This is a genomic window from Streptomyces sp. G45 (assembly GCF_049542095.1).
Taxonomy (GTDB): domain Bacteria; phylum Actinomycetota; class Actinomycetes; order Streptomycetales; family Streptomycetaceae; genus Streptomyces.
Map to the genome: position 1 here is coordinate 3,052,966 of NZ_JBMUZU010000001.1, position 17,049 is coordinate 3,070,014.

At 72.1% G+C, this 17,049-nt stretch carries 14 protein-coding genes; 4 read left to right on the forward strand and 10 right to left on the reverse strand.

Translation table 11 applies throughout. The annotated features are described in order from the left end of the window. Positions 1–105: 105 nt before the first annotated feature. From ACOBQU_RS12130 to ACOBQU_RS12145, 4 genes are all read right to left on the reverse strand, one after another. Entirely contained in the window at positions 106–1,464 is a 1,359-nt protein-coding gene (locus tag ACOBQU_RS12130) for a hypothetical protein (RefSeq protein WP_423626532.1), read from the reverse strand. Between the two features lie 79 nt (positions 1,465–1,543). Beyond that, positions 1,544–2,089 (reverse strand): DUF6114 domain-containing protein, encoded by a 546-nt coding sequence (locus ACOBQU_RS12135; protein WP_423626534.1) that lies wholly within the window; start codon positions 2,087–2,089, stop codon positions 1,544–1,546. 152 nt (positions 2,090–2,241) lie between these two features. Then, on the reverse strand, positions 2,242–2,865 hold the full coding sequence (locus tag ACOBQU_RS12140) for a DUF6230 family protein (RefSeq protein WP_423626536.1): 624 nt from the start codon (positions 2,863–2,865) through the stop codon (positions 2,242–2,244). Positions 2,866–3,520: 655 nt separating this feature from the next. Next, positions 3,521–4,489 (reverse strand): tetratricopeptide repeat protein, encoded by a 969-nt coding sequence (locus ACOBQU_RS12145; RefSeq protein ID WP_423626537.1) that lies wholly within the window; start codon positions 4,487–4,489, stop codon positions 3,521–3,523. Between the two features lie 362 nt (positions 4,490–4,851). On the opposite strand from ACOBQU_RS12145, the gene ACOBQU_RS12150 reads away from it, so the two are divergent. Further along, positions 4,852–5,487: a TetR/AcrR family transcriptional regulator gene (locus ACOBQU_RS12150; protein WP_423626539.1), complete on the forward strand. Its 636-nt coding sequence runs from the start codon at positions 4,852–4,854 to the stop codon at positions 5,485–5,487. Positions 5,488–5,704: 217 nt separating this feature from the next. Here ACOBQU_RS12150 and ACOBQU_RS12155 read toward each other — a convergent pair whose 3' ends face one another. The 4 genes from ACOBQU_RS12155 to ACOBQU_RS12170 form a co-directional block, all read right to left on the reverse strand. After that, positions 5,705–7,405, reverse strand: a complete 1,701-nt coding sequence (locus ACOBQU_RS12155; protein ID WP_423626540.1) for an acyl-CoA mutase large subunit family protein — start codon at positions 7,403–7,405, stop codon at positions 5,705–5,707. 82 nt (positions 7,406–7,487) lie between these two features. Continuing rightward, positions 7,488–7,820 carry a DUF3817 domain-containing protein gene (locus ACOBQU_RS12160; protein ID WP_423626541.1) on the reverse strand — a complete coding sequence of 111 codons (333 nt, stop codon included), beginning with the start codon at positions 7,818–7,820 and terminating at the stop codon, positions 7,488–7,490. Between the two features lie 161 nt (positions 7,821–7,981). Then, positions 7,982–8,491 (reverse strand): MarR family winged helix-turn-helix transcriptional regulator, encoded by a 510-nt coding sequence (locus tag ACOBQU_RS12165; RefSeq protein WP_423626543.1) that lies wholly within the window; start codon positions 8,489–8,491, stop codon positions 7,982–7,984. Positions 8,492–8,512: 21 nt separating this feature from the next. Beyond that, a complete protein-coding gene (locus ACOBQU_RS12170) occupies positions 8,513–9,823 on the reverse strand; it encodes an MFS transporter (RefSeq protein WP_423634425.1) in 1,311 nt (436 codons plus the stop codon). Positions 9,824–10,089: 266 nt separating this feature from the next. Between ACOBQU_RS12170 and ACOBQU_RS12175 the strand changes: the two genes are divergently transcribed. From ACOBQU_RS12175 to ACOBQU_RS12185, 3 genes are all read left to right on the forward strand, one after another. After that, the gene (locus ACOBQU_RS12175; protein ID WP_423626545.1) at positions 10,090–11,070 is read left to right on the forward strand and encodes a DUF5937 family protein; all 981 of its coding nucleotides are present in this window, start codon (positions 10,090–10,092) and stop codon (positions 11,068–11,070) included. Between the two features lie 94 nt (positions 11,071–11,164). Beyond that, complete coding sequence (locus ACOBQU_RS12180; protein WP_423626546.1) at positions 11,165–12,190, forward strand: glycoside hydrolase family 6 protein; 1,026 nt, start codon at positions 11,165–11,167, stop codon at positions 12,188–12,190. Between the two features lie 118 nt (positions 12,191–12,308). Then, entirely contained in the window at positions 12,309–13,064 is a 756-nt protein-coding gene (locus tag ACOBQU_RS12185; RefSeq protein ID WP_423626548.1) for a 2-phosphosulfolactate phosphatase, read from the forward strand. Between the two features lie 56 nt (positions 13,065–13,120). Here the strand turns inward: ACOBQU_RS12185 and ACOBQU_RS12190 are convergent, their stop codons facing one another. Both ACOBQU_RS12190 and ACOBQU_RS12195 read right to left on the reverse strand, forming a co-directional pair. Further along, positions 13,121–15,097, reverse strand: coding sequence for a galactose oxidase-like domain-containing protein (locus ACOBQU_RS12190; protein WP_423626550.1), 1,977 nt, complete (start codon positions 15,095–15,097; stop codon positions 13,121–13,123). 4 nt (positions 15,098–15,101) lie between these two features. Next, positions 15,102–16,883, reverse strand: coding sequence for a glycosyltransferase family 2 protein (locus ACOBQU_RS12195; RefSeq protein ID WP_423634427.1), 1,782 nt, complete (start codon positions 16,881–16,883; stop codon positions 15,102–15,104). Positions 16,884–17,049: the final 166 nt, after the last annotated feature.

The following is a 17,049-nucleotide window of genomic DNA, read 5'->3' on the forward strand; positions in this document are numbered from 1 at the left end:
GCGCACGTGAGGGAGGGCGCCCCCCGGCTGGGGGCGCCCTCCCTCACGTCGTCCCGTCGCGGACCGGGCCGCGGTCCAGTTCAGTTCAGTTCAGTCCAGTTCAGTTCAGTCGGTGATCGACTGGTGCAGGCCCGGGATGGTGAGGTCGCCGCCGAACTGGCCCGCCTGCCGCACCTTCACGTCGGTGAAGTAGATCAGCGGGATGTTCAGGGGCGGCGGGTGCTCCGGGTCGAAGGTCACCGGGATCAGCCCGAACAGGTTGCCCGAGATCCGCTCCGTGTACATCGTCGTGGCCCCGCCGGTGATCGTGGAGATCGAGTCCCTGGCGGCCCGCACGTGGTACTTCTTGCCGCCCGGCCCGTCGACGATCTGGTGCAGGTCGCCGATCTCCGTGCCGTCGTTGATGACGTACTTCAGCGCCTGCTTGGTCTGCCCGTTGGGCATCGTCAGGTTCACCACGCCCTGGTAGTCGGCGCCCATGAGCTTCAGGGAGCTGGCCTCCAGGTACCACGGCTGGTTCGGGATCGGCGCGGGTGACTGCTCGTCCTCGCCCTTGACCTTCTTCTCCACGACGCAGGGGAACGGCTTCTTGCCGTCCGCGTCGGGGGCCATGGGGTCGACGGGGTCGTCGGAGTCCTCGGGGTCGTCGGAGTCCTCGGGATCGCCGGGGTCGTCGGAGTCCTCGGGGTCGGTGGACTCCTTGGATTCCTCGGGCTGTTCGGACTTCTCCGGGGCGGGCTTGCCCGTGGCCTCCTCGGCGGTGTCCTTGACGTCCTCGCGAGGCTTGTCGTCGTCGGCCTTGCCGTCGCGCGAGCCGGTGTCCTCGCCGTCGTCCTCGTTCTTGTCCTCGTCGTTCTTGTCCTCGTCCCTCGTGGACTCGGACGGCTTCGGCTTCGGCTTCGCCGAGTCCTCCGCCTTCTCGCCGGGCGTGAGGAGGTCCTTGAGCGCGTCGCCCACGCCCAGCGGGTCGAGGGGGTTCTTCGAGGACGGGGACGGCTCCGGCTCGGAGGCCTCCGCCTTGTCGTCCTCGGCGCCCTTCTCGTCCTCGCCGTCGTTCCTGTCCGCGTCGGCGGACGGCGTCGGCTCGGCCTTCTCGGGGCCGTCGGCCTTCTCGGGTACGTCGTCCCGGTCGCCCCGGTCGCCCCGGTCGCCGTCGGTGTCCTGCTCGGTGCTCTCGTCGCGGTCCGCGTCCGCGTCCGCGTCGGCGGAGGACGACGGCTTCGGCGTCGGGGTCGGGTTGGCGGCCTCGCCCTCCGCGCCGTCGCGCTTGTCGTCCTTGTCGTCCTTCCCGTGCCGCTCCGCGTCGGCCGACTCCGGCGCGGTCACGCAGGGCCCGTCCCGGAAGGGATTCTTCGGCACGCCGGGCTTTGCTTGTGCGAGCTGCGGGGTGAGGCCCATGCCCATGAGGACGGCGGTGGGCATGGCCGCGAGCGCTATCGCCTTGCCCACGGGTACACGAGTCAACAGCGGCTTCCTGGGGGCCGCGTGCCGCGGTCCCCTCCTCCCGCGGGACGTGGCCGCATCGGTCCCGCGGTGCACCTCGTCAGTCGGCACGGCGCCTCCCGTTCGTCCCGTTGGACGGGCTCGTTCCTGACAGGTCCTCGCCTCCCGCGGCCTCCTGGGCGTCGGCGCGGAGGGCGCCCCCCGTGCTGCTCGCGTCGGCCGCCGCGCGCCGCTTCGAGCGCCGCACCGGCTTCTCGGACACCCAGGAGACGCCGAGCGCGCCGCCGATGAGAGCGAGCAGGTAGCCCATGACGAAGCCGCCGAAGTTGGACACCACCAGGGAGACCAGGGCGAGCAGGATCGCCGCCACGCCCGCGAACACGCGGGACTGCGGCTGGAACCACATGGTCAGGCCGAGCACGACCAGCAGCACGCCGATGATCAGCGATCCGGCCCCGGCGGTCGTCGCCATCCGGATGGTCATCGTGCCGAGCGTGAGGTTCGCGTACGGGAAGTACATGATGGGGATGCCGCCGAGCAGCGTCAGCAGTCCACCCCAGAACGGGCGCTGACCGCGCCACCCTCGGAACGATCGGCGCATCCGGCCCAGCCTGCTGCCAAGGCCCACGTGCGCTTCTGCGCTCATGTCGTACAGCTCCTCGGAATGGCGTTTGGTTCTGTGTGTGCGGATGCGGGCACGGGGACGACTTGTGTGCGAAGAGGTGGGCGCCCCCGCGCCCGGCCGTATCAACGCGTCGAGTGCGGCTCAGAGCGAGGCGTGGGTGGCCCCGGCGGGCCTCAGTAGCACTCGTGCTTGCCCTTCTTGACCGACATGTGCAGGCCGGAGAGCTTGAAGGTACCGGCACTCGTCGCCCACGCGCGCTGCTTGACGTCGGTGAAGCGCACCTTGTCCGCCTGCTGTGCGAACGAGTCCTCGACGTACCGACCCTTGTCCTGCGGGTTGGGGCCGGGGCCCTTCGTCGTACGGTCGATCGACACGCCGATGTCGACGTTCTTGAACGTCGCGTTGGCGCGCAGGTCGTCGGCGTCGATGAAGAGCTTCTTGGCCTCGACGCGCGGACCGCCCTCGCCACCGGCCGTGAGCTTCATCGACACGTCGCCGAACACCGGCACCGGGACGACCACGGACTGGCACAGGTTGGTGATCTTCGCCGAGTCCAGGCCGACGACGGCGACCGGGTGCTTGCCCGACTTTCCGACGTCCATCGCCCCGTACTGGACGAAGCCCGTCCCGTCGAGCTGCTTGGCGGTCACCTTGAACTGCTGACCGGACACACTGAACGATGCCGCGAGCGCGCCCTGCGACAGGGCCACGCCTATCGCGGCCGTCGCCGCGACGCTCGGCACCATGACCACGGCGAACCGCTTCCATCTGGTTCCGCCACGAGCCACGGACTCCATGACTTTCCTCCTTCTCGGACGTACATCTCCGGACCCGCTGCTCCCGAGGGGTCGGTTCAGCGGGGCGGGGATGGGAGAAGTGCTACGTCCTCGGCCAGGAGAGCGCCCACGTGGTCACAGACGCGTCGCGCCTCGATCACCGGCGATCACCCCCGAGCGACAACCACTGGTCGCGCCTGACGCATCACGCACAACCTCGCGGGACAGGCCCTGCCGCGAACGAGGCAGAGACCCCCCTGTCCCAGGCCCGCGACGGCGCCGCGGGCCTGCCCGGTGGGGACCCAGAAGTCCCGTCTTCCGATTGGCTGTCGGACTGCGGGCAATGGACCGAGCGTGGCCGATCGTGGTGCATTCTCGGCGGCTGCACAAGGGGGTTCGTTACTCGCTGGTAACGGGGGGATAACCGAACCACGACCGCACGATATCGATCAGCCACAGACGGTGCTGTCAAGTGACGTGCAAGATCCGGATATTGACGAACAGAAGCGGGCAGATCACCGCCCCGCTCTTACTCCAAGTAACAGTGGCCGCGTTTACCAAGATTTGGTAAAGCGCGGCCACTGTGGTGTTGCCGGGTCAGAATTTTCACTCGGGTCACAGCGCGGACCCGTCAGAGGTGGTATCGGCGGGCTGCCGCTCCGTCAGAACAGCACCGTCAGAACAGCACCCGCGCCAGCGCCGTGCGCGCCGCCGTCACGCGCGGGTCGTCCGCGCCCACCACCTCGAAGAGTTCGAGCAGCCGCACCCGGGCGGCGTCCCGGTCGTCGCCCGCGGTCCGCTTGACCGCGTCGATCAGACGGCCGAAGGCGTCCTCCACGTGCCCGCCGACCAGGTCGAGGTCGGCGGCCGCGATCTGCGCCGCCACGTCGCCGGGCTTCTCGGCGGCGTCCCTGCGGACGGCGGCCGGGTCAAGGCCCTGGACGCGCTGGAGCAGTTCGGCCTGGGCGAGGCCGAGCTTGGCCTCCGAGTTGGCCGGGTCGTCGTTGAGCACGTTCTGGTACGCCTGGATCGCGCCGCCCAAGTCGCCCGCGTCCAGCGCCTGGACGGCCGCGGCGAGCGCGGCGTCGTGCGGACCGGCCGGGGCGGGGGCGGCCCGCGGGGCCTCCTGGGCGTCCGGGTCGACGACGAGCCCGGTGAGCCCGAAGCGCTCCTCGGCGACCTGCACCAGCTGGTCGAGGGTCTGGCGGATCTGCGCCTCGGGCGCCGCGCCCTGGAACAGCGGCAGGGCCTGCCCGGCCACGACCGCGAACACCGCCGGGATGCCCTGCACCCCGAACTGCTGCATCAGGAGCTGGTTCGCGTCGACGTCGATCTTCGCGAGGACGAACCGGCCGTTGTACTCCCGCGTCAGGCGCTCCAGGAGCGGGCTGAGCTGCTTGCAGGGCTCGCACCACTCGGCCCAGAAGTCGATGACGACGGGGACCTCGGTGGAGCGCTGGAGCACCTCGCGCTCGAAGCCCGCCTCGTCGACGTCGATGACGAGACTCGCGGGGGTCACCGCACCGCCGCCGCCCTGCCTGGCCGCTTCGGCGCGCGCCTGCTCCGCCTTCGCCTTGGCCTCCTGGGCCGCCTTCACGGCGGCGAGGTCGACGACTCCGCTCATGGACATGTTCCGTGGCTGCATGAGTACATCCTCCCCCAAGCCGCGCGCGAACCGCGCCCGTCCGTAACACCCCGCCGGATCGCGGGAGCGCCGGACGAGCCCGGTCTTGAGGTCCAGAGGCGGACCGTGCGTCACGCGGGGTCCCCACCCCGCGCCCTGGTCGCGGGGTCCCCACCCCGCTGATGTGGTTGCCGCCCACGAGGGGCGGGTCGAGCTTCGCTCGCAGCGTCCGCCGTCGTACGAGGGTCAGGGCGCCGTCGTACTCCGCTTTCGCTACGGCTCGTAGCGTAACTGGCCAACGCCTGGCGCGGCACCGGGCGTCGGGTGATCTCCCTCACGCGCACCTGGCCAGCGTCACCGTACTCGCCGGTATGGTCGCGGGCATGCAGAGCCGCAGCACACCGTCCGCCCGTCCGGGCGGCCGCCCGCGCAGCGCCGAGGCGGACACCGCGATCCTGGAAGCGACCCGGCAGGCGCTGGTCGACCTCGGCTGGTCGAAGCTGACGCTGGGCGATGTGGCGACGCGGGCGGGCGTCGCCAAGACCACGCTCTACCGGCGCTGGGCGGGCAAGAGCGAGCTGGTCGTGGACGCGGTGGCCGAGCTGTTCGACGAGCTGGAGCTGCCGGACAACGGCAGCCTCGCCTCCGACATCGAGGGCGTGGTCCTCCAGTTCGCGGATCTGCTGGGGCGCCCGGAGACCAAGACCGCGCTGATGGCGGTGGTCGCCGAGGCCACGACGGACGAGCCGCTGCGGGAGCGGGTGCGGGCGTCCATCGTGGACCGGCAGAAGCGGCTCGTCCTCCAGGGGCGGGCCCGCGCCCAGGAGCGCGGGGAGCTGCCGGTCGAGCCGGACCCCGGCGCCGCCGCGCGCACCGCCGACCTCATCTTCGACGTCATCGCCGGGGCGGTGGTGCACCGGGCGCTGGTGTCGGGGGAACCGGTGGATGCCGAGTGGGCCCGGCGGTTCACTCTGCTGCTGCTGGGCGGTCTCACCGCCGTGGCTGGCCCCGGGGCCTAGGGCGGTGCCCCCGGGCGCCCCTTTGTCCCACCCGCCCGCCCCCTCCGGGGCGGGCGGGTGGGATTCAGCCCGCCCGGCGTTTGAGGGCGAGCGCGGAGCGCGACGATCGAGCCCGTCCGGCGTTTGAGGACGAGGCCGCAGGCCGGTAAACGGGGGTGCCAGGGGGCGGAGCCCCATGGTTTCGGGAAGGGGCGGGGTTGGGGAGCCCCCGGCAGGGTCAGAAGCCCGCGGGCTCCGTGTAGACCCCCCACTCGTCCCGCAGGACACCGCAGATCTCGCCGAGGGTCGCCTCCGCACGGACCGCCTCCAGCATGGGGGCGATCATGTTGCCCCCACCCCGCGCGGCGACGAGCATCGCGTCCAGACAGGCCCGCACCCGCGCCTCGTCCCGCCGCCCCTTGCGGTCGGCGAGGACCCGCACCTGCTCCCGCTCCACCTCGTGGCTGACCCGCAGGATCTCCAGGTCCCCGGTCACGGACCCGTGGTGCACGTTGACCCCGACGACCCGCTTGTCGCCCTTCTCCAGCGCCTGCTGGTAGCGGAACGCGGACTCGGCGATCTCGCCGGTGAACCAGCCGTCCTCGATGCCGCGCAGGATGCCGGAGGTGATCGGCCCGATGGGGTGCTGCCCGTCGGGGTGGGCGCGCAGCCCCCGCTCCTTGATCTGGTCGAAGATCTTCTCGGCGTCGGCCTCGATGCGGTCGGTCAGCTGCTCGACGTACCAGGAACCGCCGAGCGGGTCGGCCACGTTGGCCACCCCCGTCTCCTCCATCAGCACCTGCTGCGTGCGCAGGGCGATCTCGGCGGCCTGCTCGCTGGGCAGGGCGAGGGTCTCGTCGAGGGCGTTGGTGTGCAGGGAGTTGGTGCCGCCGAGGACGGCGGCGAGGGCCTCGACGGCCGTCCGCACGACGTTGTTGTACGGCTGCTGCGCGGTGAGCGAGACCCCGGCGGTCTGCGTGTGGAAGCGCAGCCACTGCGCCTTGTCCGTCGTGGCGCCGTACACCTCCTTCATCCAGCGCGCCCAGATCCGGCGCGCGGCGCGGAACTTGGCGATCTCCTCGAAGAAATCGACGTGCGCGTCGAAGAAGAAGGAGAGGCCGGGCGCGAAGACGTCGACGTCGAGGCCGCGGCTCAGCCCCAGCTCCACGTACCCGAACCCGTCCGCGAGCGTGTACGCCAGCTCCTGCGCGGCCGTCGCGCCCGCCTCGCGGATGTGGTAGCCGGAGACGGACAGGGGCTTGTACGCGGGGATCTCGCGGGCGCAGTGCTCCATGAGGTCGCCGATGAGGCGCAGGTGGGGCTCGGGCTCGAAGAGCCACTCCTTCTGCGCGATGTACTCCTTGAAGATGTCCGTCTGGAGCGTGCCGTTGAGCACCTTCGGGTCGACGCCCTGGCGCTCGGCCGCGACCAGGTACATGCAGAAGACCGGGACGGCGGGGCCGGAGATCGTCATCGACGTCGTGACGTCGCCGAGCGGGATGTCCTTGAACAGGACCTCCATGTCGGCGGCCGAGTCGATGGCGACGCCGCAGTGGCCGACCTCGCCGAGGGAGCGCGGGTCGTCGGAGTCGCGGCCCATCAGCGTCGGCATGTCGAAGGCGACGGAGAGGCCGCCGCCACCGGCGGCGAGGATCATCTTGTACCGCTCGTTCGTCTGCTCGGCGTTGCCGAAGCCCGCGAACTGGCGGATCGTCCAGGTACGCCCCCGGTAGCCCGTCGGGTACAGGCCGCGCGTGAACGGATACTCGCCGGGCCATCCGATGCGCTCGAAGCCCTCGTACGTGTCCCCGGGCCGGGGCCCGTAGGCAGGCTCGACCGGGTCACCGGAGAGCGTCGTGAAATCGGCGTCGCGCTTCTTGGCGGCGTCGTACCGGGCCTGCCAGCGGCGGCGGCCCTCCTCGATGGCGTGAGCGTCCATGCCCCCAATTTACTTGGACGTCCTAGTAAAAGTCGATGCCGAACCGCCACGGGCGGGCCCGTGGCGGCCTGTGGGGCGGGTCCTAGGCCTTGGCCGCGGCCGGGGCGGCGTCCTCCAGCAGCGGCTCGACCTCGCGCACGACCTTGCGCTCCACGAAGAACGCGGCCGTCGGGATGGTGCCGGACACCAGCACCCACAGCAGCTTGCCGAACGGCCACTTCGCCTTGGAGCCGAGGTCGAAGGCGAAGACCAGGTAGATGATGAACAGCACGCCGTGGATCTGCGAGACGGCGAGCGTCAGGCCCTCGCCCTTGTCGAAGCCGTACTTGACCACCATGCAGGCGCAGAGGATCAACAACATGACGGCGGTGACATAGGCCATCACCCGGTAGCGGGTCAGCACGCTGCGTTTCATGTCCACGAGCGTAGCCCTCCCTCCTGCGTGATCTTCGGGTGGGCCTTCTCCCCTGCGCTGGCACGCCGTGGGCCGCTCGCGTATGGGGCTCCGCCCCTTTCCCCGCCCTGGGCGCTCCGCGCCTCGTCCTCAAACGCCGCCGGGCCGCGCGCCGGTGGGGGCTAGGGCTCCTCGAAGTCCTGGGCGGCCACCCGCAGGGGCCTGAGCAGGGCGAAGATGTCCCCGCACTCCTCCGCGTCGTACACCCCGAGCCCGAAGTCCATCGCCATCAGTTCCCGCGTCGCCTCCTCCACGACCTCGCGCCCCTTCTGCGTGATGGAGGCCAGCGTGCCGCGCCCGTCGTTGGGGTTGGGGCGCTTGTCGACCAGGCCGGACCTGACCAGGCGGTCGACGGTGTTGGTGACGGAGGTGGGGTGCACCATGAGCCGCTCGCCGATCTTGGACATCGGCAGTTCGCCCGCCTTGGAGAAGGAGAGCAGGACCAGTGCCTCGTACCGTGCGAAGGTCAGTCCGTACGGCTTGACGACCGCGTCGACCTCGGCGAGCAGGATCTGGTGCGCGCGCATGATGGACGTGATGGCGGCCATGGCGGGCACGGACCCCCAGCGCTGCTTCCAGAGTTCGTCGGCGCGGGCGATCGGGTCGAAGGGGAGGCTGAGGGGCTTCGGCACAGCGTCGACCTTAGCCGCCGGTCACATGCCGGTCACCCTCGTCTCGGGATTCGGCAACTTGTTCCCCGCGGCGCGTGCCGCGGGGCGTTCCGGGAGGCGTCGCGCGGCGCGTCCCGTCGACCGGACCTCCCACGCGAGCAGCGCGCAGCACGCCGTGCCGAGCGCCCCGGCCCCCGCGACCACCGTGCTCACGGCGAGGAACTCCGCGGCCAGGCCCGCGAGCGCCATGCCGACGCCCTGGAGCGTCATCAGGCCCGCGGTGTGCACGGTCATGGCGCGCCCGCGCAGCTCCGGCGGCACCGCGTCGACGAACCAGCGGTCGAGGCCGAGGGTGTACGCCGCCCCGGCGCCCGCGAGCACCAGCACCGGCACCGCCCAGGCGAGGCCGGGCGCGAAGGCGTACGCGACCAGCGGCAGCAGCGTCGTCGAGGCCAGCGGCAGCACGATGCGGGAGCGGGCCGCGGCCGACAGCGCGGACCCGGCCCAGACCTCCCCCGCGATGGTGCCGACGGGCATCGCGCACATCAGCAGTCCCACGCCCGCGGTGCCGACGCCGATCTGCTCCGCGTACGGCGCGGCCAGCGCTTCCGGCGCCACGACGAACATCGGCGGCGCCCAGAGCAGGAGCAGCAGCCCCCGCACGCGCCGGTCGCCGAGCACCTGGCGGGCACCGGAGAGCGAGTACCGCATCAGGGCGGGCCCCGAGCCGCCGCGCGCGGGGCGGCGCCGGGTGCCGCAGCGCAGCAGCAGCGCCGACGCCGCGAACGTGGCGACCGTGATGACGAGCGCCCCGCGCGGCGGCACCAGTGTGAGCAGCACCCCGCCGAGGCCGAAGCCGACGAGCACGGCGCTCTGCGACACCATCCGCAGCAGCGAGCGCCCGAGGACGAACAGGTCCCCGTCGCCGAGGACGTCGGCGAGGGTCGCCATGCGGGTGCCGTTGAAGACGGGCGAGACGGCGGCGATCAGGCAGCGCAGGGCGAGCAGCGCGGCGACCGGCGTCGCGGGCAGCGCCATCAGGGCGGCGCAGACGGCGCAGACGGCGTCGCAGAGGACGAGGACCCGCCGGGGCGGGTACCGGTCGGCGATCCCGGCGAACAGGGTGCCGCCCACGAGGTACGGCAGCATGCCGAGCGCGAAGGCGAGTGCGCTGAGCAGCGGCGAGCCGGTGAGGTCGTACACCAGGACGGTGAGCGCGATCTCGCTGACGACGACGCCGAGCAACGACAGCGCGTGCGCGGCGAAGACGGCCCGGAACTCCCGCACGGCGAAGGCCGCCCGGTACCCGCCCGCGCCCGCCCCGGCCCCGCCCGTTCCGACGGCGTCGGCCACGTCCGTGTCCGGCTCGGCCGCGTCCACCGGCGTCCCGCCGCCGGGACCGGTCGCGTCCGCCTCCGTACGGCTCAGCCCGGCCCCTTCCGATCCCGTCGCGCCCGCCCCGGTCGCACCCACTCCGGCCCCGCCTCCCGTCGCGTCCGTCCCGGTCACGCGGATCACCCTGGCGGAGCCGTTCCGCCGCTCCTAGAGTTTCGGCCCAGGCCGAATCCAGCCGCCCCGCTCCCCCAGACGCACCCCCGGGAAGGAAACCGCCGCGCCCCATGCCCTTCCACCTCCACTTCGGTGAAGCCGACCTGTTGCGGTGCCGCTTCGCCGTGTCTCCGCTGTGGGAGACGCAGGAGGCCGTGCGCACGCTGAAGCGGCCCGCGCGGCACGGGTACCACCCGCAGTGGCTGCGGCGTATCCGGGAGACGAGCGCGGGGCTCGATCTGGCGGCGGTGTGGCTGCTGATGCCGTCCCGGGGGCACAGCCCGGACTTCCTGGGGCCGCCGCCGCTGGGCCCGGCGGCGTCGTTCGCGGAGGAGATCGCGGCGGTCCGGGCGGCCGACCCGGCGGCGGCCCGCCACGACATGGCGCGGGCGCTCGCGGAGACCCCGGGCGCCGCCGACAGCGCGCTCGGGCGGCGGCTGCTCACCGACCCGGCGCGCGCGGTGCGGGAGCTGGCGGACGCGCTGGAGGCGGCCTGGCACGCGCTCGTGGAGCCGCACTGGCCCCGGCTGAGGGCGCTGCTCGACGCGGACGTGGCGTACCACTCGCGGCGGCTCGCGGAGGTCGGCCTCGGGGCGCTGCTGCCCGAGCTGGACCGGCGCCTGACGTGGGAGTCGGGGACGCTGACCGCGCGCTGGCGGGGCCTGCACCAGCGGCACCTGGAGGGGCAGGGCCTGGTGCTGATGCCGAGCGTGTTCAGCTGGCCGGACGTGGTGAGCGGCTACGACCCGCCCTGGCAGCCGACCCTGGTCTATCCGGCGCGCGGCATCGCGGGGCTGTGGGCGGCGCCGGACGAGCACAGCCCCGAGGCGCTGGTCCGGGTGCTCGGCAGGACCAGGGCCGCCCTGCTGACCAGCCTGGCGGAGCCGGCCACCACGACGGCCCTCGCGCACCGCCTGGGGCTCGCGCCGTCGTCGGTGTCGGCGCAGCTGACCGCGCTGCGCGACGCGGGCCTGCTGGTGTCGCGCCGGTACGGGCACCAGGTGCTGTACGAGCGGACGCCGCTCGGCATGGCCCTTGCGACGGGCGGCTGAAGGCCCCGTCCCCGGCGGTGTCGCACCCAGGACCGAATAGTGCCCTATGTCACGATTGGCGCGACGTCCGTCACCGTCGCCCAAGGGGTCTTGGATGCACCGGCTGCTCCGCACGTTCACGGCACTCACGGCCCTCGCGGCCCTCGGGCTCACGGCGGGGTGCTCGTCCGGTTCGGACTCCGCGCCCGCGAAGAAGCCCGCCGGGGAGAAGCGGGACGCCGGGGCCTCGGCACAGGGCAGGCCCGGCACCTTCTGGGTGGACCCGGACAGCGCCGCCGCCCGGCAGGTGCGGCAGTGGGAGCGGGAGGGCCGCACCAAGGACGCCGAGGCGCTGAAGCGGATCGCCGAGCAGCCGATGGCGGTGTGGCCCGCGGGCGACGACCCGGCCCCCGACATCCGCGAGGCCACCCGGGGCGCGGCCGAGGAGGGCCGCACGGCGGTGCTGGTCGCCTACAACATCCCGCACCGCGACTGCGGCCAGCACTCGGCGGGCGGCGCCCGGGACGCGGCGTACTACCGGCAGTGGCTCGGCGCCTTCGCCGACGCCATCGGCAGCAGCCCGGCCCTGGTGATCCTGGAGCCGGACGCCATCCCGCACATCGTGGACGGCTGCACCCCCGGCCAGTACCACGAGGAGCGCTACCAGCTCCTGTCGGAGGCGATCCAGCGCCTCAAGCGGCAGCCCCGCGTCAAGGTCTACCTCGACGCTGGCAACCCGGGCTGGATCGCCGACGCCCGCAAGCTCACCGAGCCGCTGCGGCGCGCGGGCGTCGACGCCGCCGACGGCTTCTCCCTGAACGTCTCCAACTTCCAGAGCGACGAGACGACCAAGGCCTACGGCCGGGCCCTGTCCGCCACCGTCGGCGGCAAGCACTTCGTGATGGACACCAGCCGCAACGGCCGGGGCCCGCTCGCGGGCGACCGGCAGGACGCCTGGTGCAACCCGCCGGGCCGCGGCCTCGGCACCCCGCCCACGGACCGCACGGGCGACCCGCTGCTCGACGCCTACCTGTGGATCAAGCGGCCCGGCGACTCGGACGGCCCCTGCCGGGGCGGCCCCGCTGCCGGTCAGTGGTGGCCGGACTACGCGCTCGGCCTCGTACGCAACGCCAAGGCGTAGCGCGGCTGTTGGGCCGCTGCCGCGCGCGTGGAGAAAGCGTGGAGGTCAACCTCCTTACCCCTCAGGCGCGTTGATCACACTGGCCAAAGCACGGCCGGGGCTGGCAGCCTCGTTGCCCATGCGGGACGACTTCGCCCAAGAGGGCTACGGCGTGCGGTTCGAGTGGGGTCCGTCCGGGGCGAAGCACCTCGCTCCGGAGGTCACCTGCCTGGTGATCGTGGACGTGCTCTCGTTCTGCACGTCGGTGTCGGTCGCCGTGGAGTCCGGCGCCAGAGTCTTCCCCTACCCGTGGCGGGACGAGAGCGCGACGGCGTTCGCCCGCCAGATGGACGCCCACCTCGCGGTGGGCCGCCGCGCCGCCACCGCGGCCGCGCCCTGGTCGCTGTCCCCGGCGGCCCTGCGGCGCGCGCCGTTCACGCCGCGCCTGGTGCTGCCCTCGCCGAACGGCTCGGCCATAGCGGCCGCCGCGGGCGCCGCGACCGTCACGGCCGCCTCGCTGCGCAACGGCTCCGCCGTCGGGCGGTGGCTCGCCGAACAGGGCCACGGCACCGTGGAGCGGCCCGTCGGGGTGATCGCCGCGGGCGAGCGCTGGCCCGACGGCAGCCTGCGCCCGGCGCTTGAGGACCTGCTCGGCGCGGGCGCGGTGATCGCGGCGCTGCGCGAGCACGAGCGTACGGCGCTGTCGCCGGAGGCGGCGCTGGCCGCGAGTGCGTTCGCCGCGTCCGTCGACGTGGGCGCGGCCGTCGCGGCCTGCTCCTCCGGGCGCGAACTGGCCGACGGCGGCTTCGCGGACGACGTGGCGATCGCGACGGAGCTGAACGCGAGCAGCCAGGTGCCGGTGCTCAGGCACGGGGCGTTCGTCGCGGCCCAGTGAGCGGCCGCCGGTGGGTGGCCGCCGGTGGGCCGCGGCGAACGCCCGCCGCGCACCGGCTACTTGACGTGCACCCACTTCGCCTCGGACGAGGCGCCGTCGGTGTCCGTCACGAACAGCATGTACCAGCCGGGCGGCACCAGCGCCGCGTCGTCGCGGGGCACGTCCACGGTGATCGAGCCCTGCCCCTTGGTCACCTTCAGAGCGATGGAGCGCTGCTCGACGTCGGTGGTGTGGGTGACGGCGCTGGGCCGCATCAGACGGGCCGAGGCGATCTTCTCGGGGTGCGCGGTGCGGAAGGTGGCGCGGCCGTCGGCGGGGAGCTGCTCGGGGCCCGCGCCGAGCACCGGGCGGTCCTCGCCCGCCTTGTGCAGCGCGGGCGGCGTGAAGATCTCCATGCGCTGCTCGAAGTGGCCGAGCTTGGTGTTCTGCTCGTTGTCGAACAGCGGGTCGGAGCCGAAGGTGGCCACCCGGCCGTCGGGCAGCAGCAGCGCCTCGGAGTGGTAGTTGCGGCCGACGGTCGGCTCGGCGGCCGTGCGGAAGGCGTTGGCCTTGGGGTCGTAGAACTGGGCCTTGAGGATGTTGCTGGCGCTGCGGCCGCGGTAGTCGGAGGAGCCGTTGGTGGTGAAGACGGTGTCGTCCGGCATGATCACGCTGTTCAAGTACCGCGTGCCCTGCGGAAGTTCGGGCCCCGTCTTGAAGGACGGCTTGGCCTCCTTCAGGTCGATCACGGCCGTGCGGCGGGTGGACTTCTCCGACTCGCCGACGCCTCCGCCGCCGAGGATCATCACCTTCTGGTCCTGCGCGGGCGGAAGCAGCACGGAGGACGACGTCTCGGTCTGGTCGAGGTCGGTGAGCCCCGGCACCTTGGTGAAGGTGTTGGTCTTAAGGTCCCACAGGCCCGGCTTGCGGCCCTTGTCGGCGGGCCCGTACCCGGCGTTGGACGCGGGGTAGAAGAGCTTGCCGCCCTTGGTGAGGAACAGCGCCGGGTAGGTGGGGAAGTAGCGCTTGGGCCCGTCGGTCCACTTCTTGGTCTTCGGGTCGTAGATCTCGTTGTCGCCGGGGTCGATGACGCCGACGTCGTCGAGCCCGGACACGGCGAGCACCCGGCCGTCCTCCAGGCCGACGAGCGTGGGGTACCAGCGGGCCTTCTCCATCGGCTCCACCGGCACGTACCGCTCCGCCTTCGGGTCGAACTCGTACGCCGCCTTGATGCCCTGGAAGTCCTGCTTGTCCATGGTGAGCTTCTCGGCGATGCCGTACGTGTTGTCGGCCTCCTTGCCGGTCAGGCCCTCGATCTCGTACTGCGCGGACTTCTCCGTGACCGACTGCTCGCCCTCGCGCACCGCCTCCACGAAGACCCGGGCCTCGCTCGCGGTGACCTTCGTCTTCCAGGGCTGCATCACTCCGGCCTTGGAGTACGTGATCTCGAAGTCCCGCTTGGCCTTGGGGACCTTGACGTCGAACTTGCTGACGTACTCGACGCCCGACGGGGAGCGGAACTTGGTGCCCTTCTTCAGGACCACCGGCTTGTCCGGGTTCTCGTTCTTCACGCGCATGCCGCCGCCCGCGCGCTCCACCTCGCCGTCGAGGAGTTCGTAGCGGGCGGTGCCCCCGGCCACCAGCAGGCGGCCGTCGGGGAGCTGGGCGTGTCCGGAGCAGAAGAAGTCCTCGGGGGTCGGGATCTTCTTGAAGGTGTTCTTCTTCGGGTCCCACAGCACGGTGTCGAAGGACCCGGCGTCGAATTTCTTCTGCTCGTTGCCGGAGCCCGCGACGATGAGCACCTTGCCGGTGTGCAGGAGCGCCGCGTGGATGGCGTTGGTGCGGTACTCCTCCGGGATGTCGACCTGCTTCCAGGAGCCGTACTTCTTCTTGTAGCCCGGCCGGGAGATCTTGTACGCGTGGTACTTCTCCTCGGCGAAGGACAGCGCCGCCGGGGCGTTGAGGCCGATGAGCAGCGCGCCCGCGCCCACGCCGAGGAGGACCTTCTTGGAGCGCTGGGAGAGCCTGGACACGTGCGTGAGCCGGGGGGCCATGGCGTCAGTTACCTCCAGTGGTCGTGCCGGTGGCGAAGGCGGGCTCCGGCTCGCCCTCGCACTCTTCGAGGTCCTGCCGGGCGGCCCTGCGGGACCTGCGGTCGCGGACCGCGGTGACGCTCCACACCGCGACCGGCGCGAGCGAGATGGCCATGGCGAGCACGGCCCAGGTGCGCATCGCCACGTGCGTGTGGCCCAGCACGAACGACGCGACGAGGGAACTGGCGAGCACCACCGCCCAGAACAGGTGGACGCGGAAGGTCAGCAGCCGGTCGGACGTGGCGTCGCCGCCCTTGGGGGTGACGACGAAGCGGCAGGGGCGGCGCAGGCAGGCAGCGCCGAGCGACTTGGCGTAGATGGGCGCGGACAGGGCGGACATCGCCATGCCCGCGAGGCCGCCGGAGCCCTCCGGCTCGTGGGGCGAGACGTTGTGCCGCCGGTTCCACAGGTAGAGGCCGATCTGGAGGGCGGCGGCGTCGCTGTACAGCATCAGCCACACCGAGGCCGCGACCTGCGTGCCGGACGCCCCGAACCACAGGAACAGCACGCAGCTGAGGATGCCGAGCAGCCAGTTGACGGCCGTCATCGGGTAGTAGACGAGCATCAGCGTGTACGACAGGAGGCGCCCGGGCGGCATCGAGAACGGCGCCTTCCAGTACTGCTTGAACAGCGTCTCGTACGTGCCCCGCGACCAGCGCAGCTGCTGCGTGAAGAAGTCCGTCCAGGACGCCGGGCCCTCGCCGACGGCCAGCACGTCCGGCGTGTACACCGACCGCCAGCGGCGGCCCGTGACCGGGTTCCGGTGCCGGTGGATCTCGAAGCCGGTGGCCATGTCCTCGGTGATGGAGTCCTGGAGCCCGCCGACCTGGCGCACGGCGGCGATCCGCACGACGTTGTTGGTGCCGACGAACATCGGCGCCCGGTAGCGGTTCCCGGCGCGCTGGATCAGCGCGTGGAACAGGAACTGCTGGGACTCGGCGGCCTTGGTGACCGGTGAGACGTAGTTGCCGTACACCTGCGGGCCCACCACGAACGCCACGTCCGGGTCGCGGAAGAAGCCCATCATCCGCTCCAGGAAGTTCGGCAGCGGCACGTGGTCGGTGTCCACGGAGGCGAAGAAGTCGTACTCCCCGCCGTGCATGGCCAGCCAGGCGTTGTAGTTGCCGTGCTTGGTACGGGCCTTGTGCGGGCCCTTCGCCCGGTTCCACTCCGGTACGCCGCTGCGGGTGAAGTGCCGCACCCCCAGCTCCGCGCAGAGCGCCTTCGCCGCGTCGTCGTCCCCCTCGTCGAGCAGCCACACGTCCAGCGGGCCCGCGTGGCGTATGCGGACGGCGCCTTCGAGGGTGGCGCGGACCATGGACAGGGGCTCCTTGCCCGGTACGTACGTCGTCAGGAACGCCACGCGGGTGCCGGGCTCCGCCAGCACGGGCACCGGGTCGCGGGCCACCATCGTCGCGTGCGCGATCGACACCACGTTGACCAGCATGAACAACTCGATCAGCCCGATCGCCACCAGCATCGTGACGTCCAGCCACACCAGCCAGCGCTCGCCGCCCTCGCGCTCCGTCCAGTGCGTGGGCCACACCAGGTAGACCAGCAGGGCGCCGGTGAGCAGCGGGGCGAGGGTCATCAGGAGGACCGCGCGTATTCGGCGGGGCTCGCGGGAGAGCAGGGACCGGTACTCCACCCGGTAGCCGTCGGCGCCGGTGCCAGCGCCGCTCGGCGGCTCGGTGAGCGGACCGGCGAGCCTGCTGTGGGTGTCGTAGTCGTAGCCCTCCGGCCGCACGATGCCCTCCTTGTGCTCGGGGTCCATGAATATGCCGATACCCACACACAACGGGACATCCGCGTACGTGTCGAACCAGGCGCGTCCGGTTGAGTGGGCCCTTCGCTCGCCTCTGGCGCTCTGCGGGCCCCCGTGCGGGGCGCCTCAGAGGCGGACGCCCCTCGCG

Coding starts and splice junctions, on each gene's coding strand:
- ACOBQU_RS12145 (WP_423626537.1), bottom strand. CDS start 4,489: ATGCAGCCACGGAACATGTCCATGAGCGGAGTCGTCGACCTCGCCGCC.
- ACOBQU_RS12185 (WP_423626548.1), top strand. CDS start 12,309: ATGCGGGACGACTTCGCCCAAGAGGGCTACGGCGTGCGGTTCGAGTGG.
- ACOBQU_RS12175 (WP_423626545.1), top strand. CDS start 10,090: ATGCCCTTCCACCTCCACTTCGGTGAAGCCGACCTGTTGCGGTGCCGC.
- ACOBQU_RS12155 (WP_423626540.1), bottom strand. CDS start 7,405: ATGGACGCTCACGCCATCGAGGAGGGCCGCCGCCGCTGGCAGGCCCGG.
- ACOBQU_RS12190 (WP_423626550.1), bottom strand. CDS start 15,097: ATGGCCCCCCGGCTCACGCACGTGTCCAGGCTCTCCCAGCGCTCCAAG.
- ACOBQU_RS12135 (WP_423626534.1), bottom strand. CDS start 2,089: ATGAGCGCAGAAGCGCACGTGGGCCTTGGCAGCAGGCTGGGCCGGATG.
- ACOBQU_RS12140 (WP_423626536.1), bottom strand. CDS start 2,865: ATGGAGTCCGTGGCTCGTGGCGGAACCAGATGGAAGCGGTTCGCCGTG.
- ACOBQU_RS12150 (WP_423626539.1), top strand. CDS start 4,852: ATGCAGAGCCGCAGCACACCGTCCGCCCGTCCGGGCGGCCGCCCGCGC.
- ACOBQU_RS12160 (WP_423626541.1), bottom strand. CDS start 7,820: ATGAAACGCAGCGTGCTGACCCGCTACCGGGTGATGGCCTATGTCACC.
- ACOBQU_RS12180 (WP_423626546.1), top strand. CDS start 11,165: ATGCACCGGCTGCTCCGCACGTTCACGGCACTCACGGCCCTCGCGGCC.